General features: G+C 71.7%; 6 protein-coding genes. All 6 read left to right on the forward strand.

All coding sequences use genetic code 11. The features are described from left to right. Positions 1–181 precede the first annotated feature (181 nt). The 6 genes from AB0M20_RS14865 to AB0M20_RS14890 all read left to right on the forward strand — a co-directional run bounded on the left by AB0M20_RS14865 (position 182) and on the right by AB0M20_RS14890 (position 8520). A complete protein-coding gene (locus tag AB0M20_RS14865; protein ID WP_364298259.1) occupies positions 182–652 on the forward strand; it encodes a helix-turn-helix domain-containing protein in 471 nt (156 codons plus the stop codon). Between the two features lie 68 nt (positions 653–720). Next, a complete protein-coding gene (locus AB0M20_RS14870; protein ID WP_364298261.1) occupies positions 721–1503 on the forward strand; it encodes a cyanophycinase in 783 nt (260 codons plus the stop codon). Continuing rightward, on the forward strand, positions 1500–4181 hold the full coding sequence (gene cphA, locus AB0M20_RS14875) for a cyanophycin synthetase (RefSeq protein ID WP_364298262.1): 2682 nt from the start codon (positions 1500–1502) through the stop codon (positions 4179–4181). Before AB0M20_RS14870 ends, cphA begins: the two co-directional genes overlap by 4 nt. Before the next feature lie 533 nt (positions 4182–4714). After that, a complete protein-coding gene (locus tag AB0M20_RS14880) occupies positions 4715–7021 on the forward strand; it encodes a serine/threonine-protein kinase (protein ID WP_364298263.1) in 2307 nt (768 codons plus the stop codon). Between the two features lie 210 nt (positions 7022–7231). Next, positions 7232–7498: a hypothetical protein gene (locus AB0M20_RS14885; RefSeq protein ID WP_364298264.1), complete on the forward strand. Its 267-nt coding sequence runs from the start codon at positions 7232–7234 to the stop codon at positions 7496–7498. A gap of 119 nt (positions 7499–7617) precedes the next feature. Then, positions 7618–8520, forward strand: coding sequence for a sigma-70 family RNA polymerase sigma factor (locus tag AB0M20_RS14890; protein ID WP_364298266.1), 903 nt, complete (start codon positions 7618–7620; stop codon positions 8518–8520). Positions 8521–8573 lie beyond the last annotated feature (53 nt).

Consider the following 8573-nt stretch of genomic DNA (forward strand, 5'->3'; position numbering starts at 1 on the left):
AATTGAGGAAGTTATTAAAGAAAAACCAAAAGCACGTTGGTTGTTTTTAAATGGTCGCGAAGTCGGCGTGCGAGGACGGGTCCGACCAGCTGTAGGTCCGGGTACGCGGCGGCTGAGTCTGTGTCATGGACGCAGTGCACCACGGCTTGCTAGGTCTGTCAAATAGACTTAGCCTGTCCGCATGCGCCCGCCCGCCCTCGACTGGTCCGTCGACAACTGCACCATCGCCCGTGCGATGGCGATCCTCGGCGAGAGGTGGACGCTGGTGGTGATGCGCGAGGTGTTCACCGGGGTACGCCGGTTCGAGGACATGCGGGTGCGCACCGGGGTGCCCCGGCAGGTGCTCACCAACCGGCTGGCCATGCTGGTCGAGACCGGCATCCTGCGGCGGGAGCCCTACCAGGAGCCGGGGGCCCGGGTGCGGCACGAATATCGCCCGACCCCGATGGGCCTCGAGCTCTATCCGATGCTGGTCGCCGTCGGCGAGTGGGGTGACCGGTATCTGGCCGATCCCGAGGGCCCGCCGCTGCGCCTGGTGCACCGCGACTGCGACGCGCAGGTGCACGCCGAGCTGCACTGCGCGGCCGGGCACCACCTGACCGACAACCGCGACGTGGTGTCGCAGCCGGGCCCGGGAGCCCGCCGGCGGTGACCATCTGTTGCCCGCCCACTCCGACGATTAGTCCAATGTTTCGTAATTGTTCCGATTAACCTCAAGGCGTGTGGGCCGGCCGCTTGCTCGCGATCGGAGGTGCCGCCGGGCCAACGCTGCTCGGCCGCTTCGTCGCGCTGGCGGGCGCCTCGATCGTCGTGGTCGCCACCGCGTCGGCCGATCCCGAGGCGGGCGAGGCCGAGTACGCCGAGACCTTCGCCCGGCTCGGCGCCGGTTCGGTGCGCGCGTTGCGGCTCACCAGCCGGGCCGACGCCAACGACGCCGCCGTCGACGATGTGCTGGCCGGCGCGACCGGTGTCTTCTTCACCGGCGGCGACCAGATGCGGATCACCTCGGTGATCGGCGGCACCCGGGTCGACTCGGCGCTGCAGTCGCTGCTGGCCGCCGGGCGGGTCGTGCTGGCCGGCACCAGCGCCGGCGCCGCGATGATGTCCGGCACGATGATCGTCGGCGGCGACGGCCACTCGGTGGCCACCGGACCGGGCCTGGAGTTCCTGCCCGGCGTGCTGATCGACATGCACTTCGCCGAGCGCGGCCGGCTCAACCGGCTGCTCGCCGCCGTCGCCCGGTACCCCCACGAGCTGGGCCTGGGCATCGACGAGGACACCGCGATCCTGGCCGCCGGCGACCGGTTCGAGGTGCTCGGCAGCGGGTCGGTGACGGTGGTCGACGCCGGCGCCGCGACCGACATCCGGGTGCCCGCCGACGGGCCGGTCGCGATCGCCGGTGTCCGCGTGCACGTGCTGCCCGCGGGCTGCACCTTCGAGCTATCCGGACGCCGGCCGTCGATCGTCGACGCGCCCGCTGACGCTGGGGGACGAGCCGCATGAAGATCCTTACTGTCCGGCGCCTCCGCGGCCCGAACGTCCACCTGGCCCGGCCCGCGGTGGTGGCCCGGCTCGACCTCGGGGACCTGGCCGGGCGGGAGACCTCGGACGTCGAGGGTTTCCCGGAGCGGCTGCTGCGAGTCCTGCCCGGGCTGGCCGAGCACCACTGCGCCGCCGGCACACCGGGCGGGTTCGTCAGCCGGATGCGTGGCGGCACCTACTTCGGGCACGTCACCGAGCACGTGTGCATCGAGCTGTCACAGCTCATCGGCCGGGACGTGAGCTTCGGGCGGACCGTGTCGGCGGGTGTGCCGGGGCAGTACGACGTGATCGTGGAGTGTCCGGCGGACGAGGCGCCCGGGTCCCTCGTACCCGAATCATTGTTGTCCGCCGCCGTCGAGCTGGTCCTGGCCGTGGTCACGGGCAGTCCCGCCGAACCACCGCTGGCCGAGCTGCGGGCGCTCGCCGACCGGGCCGCCACCGGGCCCAGCACCTCTGCGATCATCGCCGCCGCCCGGCGCCGCGGGATCCCGGTGGAACGACTCGCCGACCTCAGCCTGCTGCGCCTCGGCTGGGGCAACCGGCGGCGGCTGGCCTGGGCCGCGATGACCGACCGCACCGGCGGCGTGGGCATCGACATCGCCGGGGACAAGCAGATCACCCGCGAGCTGCTGAGCGCCGCGGGCGTTCCCGTCGTGCCCGGCGGCACCGCGACCAGCGCGACCGAAGCCGTCGGCTGGCTGCAGCGCCTCGGCGCGCCGGTCGTGGTGAAGCCGCGGCACGGCCGGCAGGGCGAGAACGTCGTGCTGAATCTGATCGACGACGCCGCGGTCGCCGAGGCCTTCGCGGGACCGGGCGGCGAGAAGGTGATCGAGCGGCAGCTGGGCGGGCGCGACTACCGGGTCCTGGTCGTCGACGCGGAGATCGTCGCGGCGGCCGAGCGGATCGCCGCGCACGTCGTCGGCGACGGCGAGCACACCCTGGCCGAGCTGGTCGAGCTGGCCAACGCCGATCCGCGCCGCGGGGAGGGGCACGCGCGCGTGCTGACCCGCATCCGCCCCGACGAGACCCTGCTGGCCCGGCAGGGGATCACCCTGGTCACCGTGCCGGCCGCCGGCCGTGAGGTCTGGCTGCGCGACACCGCCAACCTGTCCACCGGTGGCACCAGCCGAGACGTCACCGATCGGCTGCACCCCGACGTCGCCCGGCTGTGCCTGCGGGTGGCCGCGCTGGTCGGCCTGGACGTGGCCGGGATCGACCTGCGGATGCCGGACATCGCCGAGCCGCTGCCGCCGGCCGGCGATCCCGACGAGGTGACCGCCGGGGTGATCGAGGTCAACGCGGTGCCGGGCCTGCGCATGCACCTGGCGCCGATGCAGGGGCGGGCGCGCGACGCGGGCGACGCGATCGTGCGGGCGATGTTCCCGGCCGGGTCCGACGGGCGTATCCCGACCGCGTCGGTGACCGGGACCAACGGCAAGACAACGGTGGCGCGGCTGGCCGCGCACCTGCTGGGCGGGGCGGGACTCCGGGTGGGGCTGACGTGTACGGACGGGGTCAGCATCGACGGCCGCGAGGTCTACACCGGTGACGCCACCGGGCCGCGCTCGGCGCAGATGGTGCTCGGCGACCCGGGCGTGCAGGCGGCCGTGCTGGAGACCGCGCGGGGCGGGATCCTGCGCCGCGGCCTCGGTTACGACTGGTCCGACGTCGGCGTGGTCACCAACATCACCGGCGACCACCTGGGCCAGGACGGGCTCGACTCGATCGAGGACGTCGCGCACGTCAAGGCGCTGGTCGCCGAGCGGGTCAAGGACGGCGGCACGCTGGTGCTCAACGCCGACGACCCGTGGGTGCGCACGCTGCCCGAGCGGCCGCGGGTGCGCGCCCAGCACAAGCGGATCGTGTGGTTCGGCGAGGACGCCCGGCAGCCGGTGGTGGCCGCGCACCTGGCCAAGGGCGGCGCGGCGTACGTGCTGCAGGACGGCTGGCTGGTGCAGGCGGTGGGCGCCCGGCGCACCCTGCTGATGCGGGTCGCCGACCTGCCCGGTGCCTTCGGTGGGGCGGCGCCGTGCATGGCGCTGAACGCGCTGGCCGCGATCGCCACCGCCCGGGCCATGGGCGCCTCCCAGGAGGTCGTGCTGGACCGGCTGGCGAGATTCGACCCGCCGGTGCACAACCCGGGCCGCGGCACGCTGCTGCGCTGCGGCCAGGTCGCTCTGTTCATGGACTACGCGCACAACCCGGCGGCGCTGGCCGCGACCCTGCGCACGCTGCACCGCCTCTACGGCCCCTCCCGGTGCCTGGCCGTGGTGACGCTGCCGGGTGACCGCCGCGACGACCTCATCGCCGCGTCGGCGCAGGTGCTGGCCGACGGGGTCGCCCGCGTGGTGCTGCACGAGGACGAGGACCTGCGCGGCCGGTCCCCGGGGGAGGTCGCCGCGCTGGTGGAGCGGGAGATGCGGCTGCGCCGCCCGCAGATGCGCACGGTCCGTGCCGCGGATCATCGCGAGGCCGTGCGGTCGGCGCTGGAGATGGCGGTCCCGGGTGACGTCCTTCTCGTGCTGTACGAGAAGATGGCCCCGATGCTGAGCCTGCTCGCCGAGCTCGGCGCCGTGCCCGGCGACCCCGGACCGGCCGCGACGCGCCGATCGATGGTTGTGTCTTCGATTAAAGAATGATCGATCGGCCAGATCCGGCCGATCAGGCGAGGTTGCCCAGGTGGAATGCTGTTTTCCGGCCGCCGGGCGCGGACAAATCGACATCGATCGGATGGCAACTCTCCGTAATCTTTGCCGGTGAATGCATTGGCGACTTTGTTTAGGTGTCGACAAATATGCCGGGCAGTGACGACCCGGCCACGACGGGTATATGCATTCCATAGTGGAAGAACCGAACGGGTGACGGGTCTGTCATCCGGCGAATCGGACCCATTGGACTACTCGCCTTCGTAACGGATCGATAAATGGCATCTGAGCTGCGTAAACGTCAATTCCTGCAGTTGCGGTACCAGAAGCTGTGTGGTTGGAACACAGAGTGACGATGCGCAGGTCATCCCACGTGCAGAGCAGTCGAGATAGTGGCCGAACGTCCGCTAACATCCTCGCCGTCGATGGGGAAAGCTTCCGTCCTGTAGTGGGGCGGCTGCAGCCCCGGCGTCGAGAAGCATGGCGGTGTTACTCGGCGTTTACTCAAGTCGCGCATGTGGGGGCACATGAGCACGACGGACCTGCCCGGGTCGAGTCTGCTGGCCAACCGTTACCGGTTGGTCGAGCGGCTCGGAGCCGGCGGGATGTCAGTGGTTTGGCGGGGGTTCGACGAGGTCCTCGGCCGGCAGGTGGCTGTCAAGGTGCTGCCGCCGTCGACCAGCGCGGACCCGTCCTTCCGGCGCCGACTCCGTGCGGAGGCACAGGCCGCCGCCCGGCTGAGCCACCCGCACATCACCAACGTGTACGACTACGGCGAGGCCACCACGGTCGACGGCGAGCCGGTGCCGTACGTGGTGATGGAGCTCGTCGACGGTGAGTCGCTCGCCGCCGTCCTCGCGCGCAGCCGCCGGCTGCCGTGGCCCGCCGCCGTGCGCATCTGCGCCGAGGTGTCGGCCGCGCTCGCCGCCGCGCACGCCCGGGGCATCGTGCACCGCGACGTCACCCCGGCCAACGTCATGCTCACGCCCACCGGCGCCAAGGTGGTCGACTTCGGGATCTCCGCCCTCATCGGCGAGAACGACATCGACCCCGACGGCAGCCTGCTCGGCACCCCGGCCTACCTGGCGCCCGAGCGCCTCGAGGGCGGCCAGGTCAGCCCGGCCACCGACGTGTACGCCGTCGGCCTGCTGATCTACCGCACGCTCATCGGCCAGCTGCCCTGGGACGTCGGCACCACCACCGCGCTGCTGCGTGCCCACCAGTACACCGAGCCCGACCCGCTGCCGCCGGTCGAGGGCCTGCCCGCCGCCGTCGCCGAGCTGGTCGAGGAGTGCCTGGAGAAGCGGCCCGACGACCGCCCGTCCAGCGCCGAGGTGGCCGAGGTGCTGGCCGCCGCGTCCGCCGGCATGCCGGCCGGCCGTGGCTTCGTGCCGGAGTGGGCGGACAGCGGCGAGGACACCACGATCCTGCCAAACCCGCACGGTCACACCGACGGCCTCGGCCGGATGCGGTACGGCCACGTCGCCGAGTCCCCGGCGCAGGCCGGCCGGGGCGTGGCCGCGGTGCGTGCCGCCGCCGAGGGGCCGGCCGGGCTCGCCGCGGCTGCGGCCGCGATGGCCGCCGCCGAGGAGAGTGCGCCCGTCTCGCCGGCGCCCGGCAACGCCGTTCCGGTGCCGGTGGCCGACGTCGAGGCCGCGGTGAACGGGGCTGCGGTGAACGGCGATGCGGTCGCCTCCGCCGCGCCGGCATCGGCGCCGCCCGCGCCCAACCGGGGCCCCGGCCCCATCCCGGGACGCAACAACCGCTTCGGCGCGACGCCCCGATCCGCTTCGGCCGCACCCGCACCCGCCGCCTCCGGTGTGCTGCGGCCGGCGTTCGGCGCTCCGCCGCCGCCGAACTCCACCTTCGGCGGAGGCAACCCTCCGCCGGGCAACGGCCGGCCACCGGGAGCCGGTTCGGGCGCGTCCCGGCCGCCTCGGTCGAGCCGCACCCACGGCCGCCGCGTGTTGATCGTGGCGGGTTCGGTCGCGCTGCTCGGCGCGGCGACCTACGCCTGGAGCATCGCGGCGGGAGACCCGGGGCGCACCCCATCGGGTCAGGGGCAGCCGCAGCCCAGCGTGGTGGCCGCGTCGGGCAAGTGCGTCGTCAGCTATTCCGTGCTCACCCAGGACAAGAACCGCTTCAAGGCGTCCCTGACCGTGGCGAACCGCGACACGACTGCCATCAAGAACTGGAACCTGTGGTTCATCATGCAGGGCGACCAGGTGCTCAACGGAAACGGTAAGACGGCGATCAACCAGGTCAACCGTGCGGTCACGGTGCAGGGCGCCACGACGCTCAGCCCGCAGAAGGCCGTCACCATGGAGGTGACCGGCCGGTACAAGACCAGTAACGCCGCGCCTATGGTCTTCCAGCTCGGCGGCCAGAACTGCGAGGTATACGTCTCGCCGAAGCCGGGTGAGCCGTCGCGGCCGGTGCAGCATCTCTCGAACGGCCAGGTTCGGCTGGGCCCTCCTGCTTCACAGAACCCGCGTCCAGGCATCATCATCGGCCCTAACGGGGTCGTGACACCGGTGCCGGGGCCGCCCAAGACCACCCCAGTTGGTGGTGGAGGAATCACCACCAAGCCGACGCCAACAAGGACCGAGACCCAACAACCAATCGACTGCGAGTTGTTCCCGGACGATCCGGTCTGTCAACCTGGCCCGCCGACGCGTACGACCACGCCGGCGACGGACCCAACCACCACCACGCCGGTGGAGGAGCCTCCGCCGGACGAAGAGCCGCAAGAGACGGACACCACTGACACGGGCACGGGTGACACGGTCGGCAACGGCACCAACGCCGACGAAGCGGTCCCGCCGCCGGTCTAACACCCCAGCTCAGCTAGCTGCCTAGCGGCGCCGGGTGATCGGAACCACCGATCACCCGGCGTTTGCGCGTTAGGGTGAAGTTGAACCTTGCAGGTGCGTTGTTCCGGTTTCTCGACCCCGTCGGCGTGCCTGCGGCCCGGTTGACAGCAGCGGATGGATGATTGCGCTGTCAGCTGGATCACCCTCGCAACGTGTAACGGGGAGCTTGACATGATCAGCACCGTCGAAGACCTGGCGGCGGAGGCGCTGTTCGTCTCCGATGTGCAGCCGTCCGACCGTCCGAGCCGGAAGAGGCTGGAGGACGCGGTCACCGCGATGCTCCTGCGGCACGGGAGTGACGGATGTGCCGCGGTGGTGGCCGAGGAGTTCGGTGACCATCCGGAGGTGGCAGTGGCCCGGATGTGCTGGGTGCGCGGCGAGTTGAAGAACGTCGTGGTGTCGCCGAGACGGCCCATGAGCGCCCCGCACGCGTCCTGAGGACTTTTCACAAAAAACACCACAAAAGCAACCGAGTTCGGCCGCCCCTGCACCCAGGGACGGCAAATGTTCTCCTCGTCAGCCGGTCAGACACCGGCTCACTGAGCGAGGAGGACCACGTGACCGACACGACCGAACTCCCCGCCACCGTCGGCACCACTCACGACGCGCCGTCCGCGCGTGATATCGAGGACCTGGTCCGCGAACACATGCCGATGGTTGGCCATCTGGTGCGGGAACTTCTCAACCGGGTTCCCGGCCATGTCCACTCCGACGACCAGTCGTCCGCGGGTTTCGCCGCCCTGCTGGGTGCCGCGCGCTCGTTCGACGTGTCGAGGGGCATTCCGTTCCACCGGTTCGCGGCGGTGCGCATCCGCGGCGCACTACTGGACGAGCTCCGCGGGCAGGACTGGGCGAGCCGCTCGGTGCGCGCACGGGCCCGCAAGACGACGGCCGCGCGGGCCGAGCTGACCGCGGCGCTCGGCCGGACACCGACCGACGCCGAGGTGGCCGAGATGCTTGGCATCGGCATCGCCGAGCTCGCGGCGGTCGAGGACGACGTGCAGAAGGCCGCGCTGCTGAGCTTGCAGGGCTTCCCGACGGGGGCGGCCGAGGAGATGGTGCCCGAGCAGTCCGAGGGGCCCGAGGATCTGCTGATCAAGCGGGAGCGGCTGGGCTACCTGCACCAGGCCATCCAGGCGTTGCCGGAGCGGCTGCGGCTGGTGGTGACCGAGTCGTTCCTGCAGGAGCAACCGCTGAGCGACGTGGCGGCCCGGCTCGGGGTGACCGAGTCGCGGATCTCCCAGCTGCGCACGGAGGCGCTGCGGCTGCTGCGCGAGGGCCTGAACAGCTCGCTGGCCCCCGAGCTGCTGACCGTGGCGGCCGGCGGCCCGCGAAGCCGGAAGGGCTGCCTCCAGCGCCGCCGCACGGAGTACTTCCAGCGGGTCGCCGAGCAGGGCAACCTGCGCACGCGGCTGGCCCTGACGGACAGCCACGGCGTGCCCATCGCGGTAGCGGCATAGGCGGAGGGCGGCTCCCCGGAGCCCCCCTCCCGCACAATCAAAATATTACGGGG

The organism is Actinoplanes sp. NPDC051633 (genome assembly GCF_040681735.1).
GTDB lineage: Bacteria > Actinomycetota > Actinomycetes > Mycobacteriales > Micromonosporaceae > Actinoplanes.

What these genes read in the sequence shown, in the direction of transcription:
- AB0M20_RS14865 (WP_364298259.1), top strand. Translation starts at nt 182, where the DNA reads ATGCGCCCGCCCGCCCTCGACTGGTCCGTCGACAACTGCACCATCGCC.
- cphA (WP_364298262.1), top strand. Translation starts at nt 1,500, where the DNA reads ATGAAGATCCTTACTGTCCGGCGCCTCCGCGGCCCGAACGTCCACCTG.
- AB0M20_RS14880 (WP_364298263.1), top strand. Translation starts at nt 4,715, where the DNA reads ATGAGCACGACGGACCTGCCCGGGTCGAGTCTGCTGGCCAACCGTTAC.
- AB0M20_RS14885 (WP_364298264.1), top strand. Translation starts at nt 7,232, where the DNA reads ATGATCAGCACCGTCGAAGACCTGGCGGCGGAGGCGCTGTTCGTCTCC.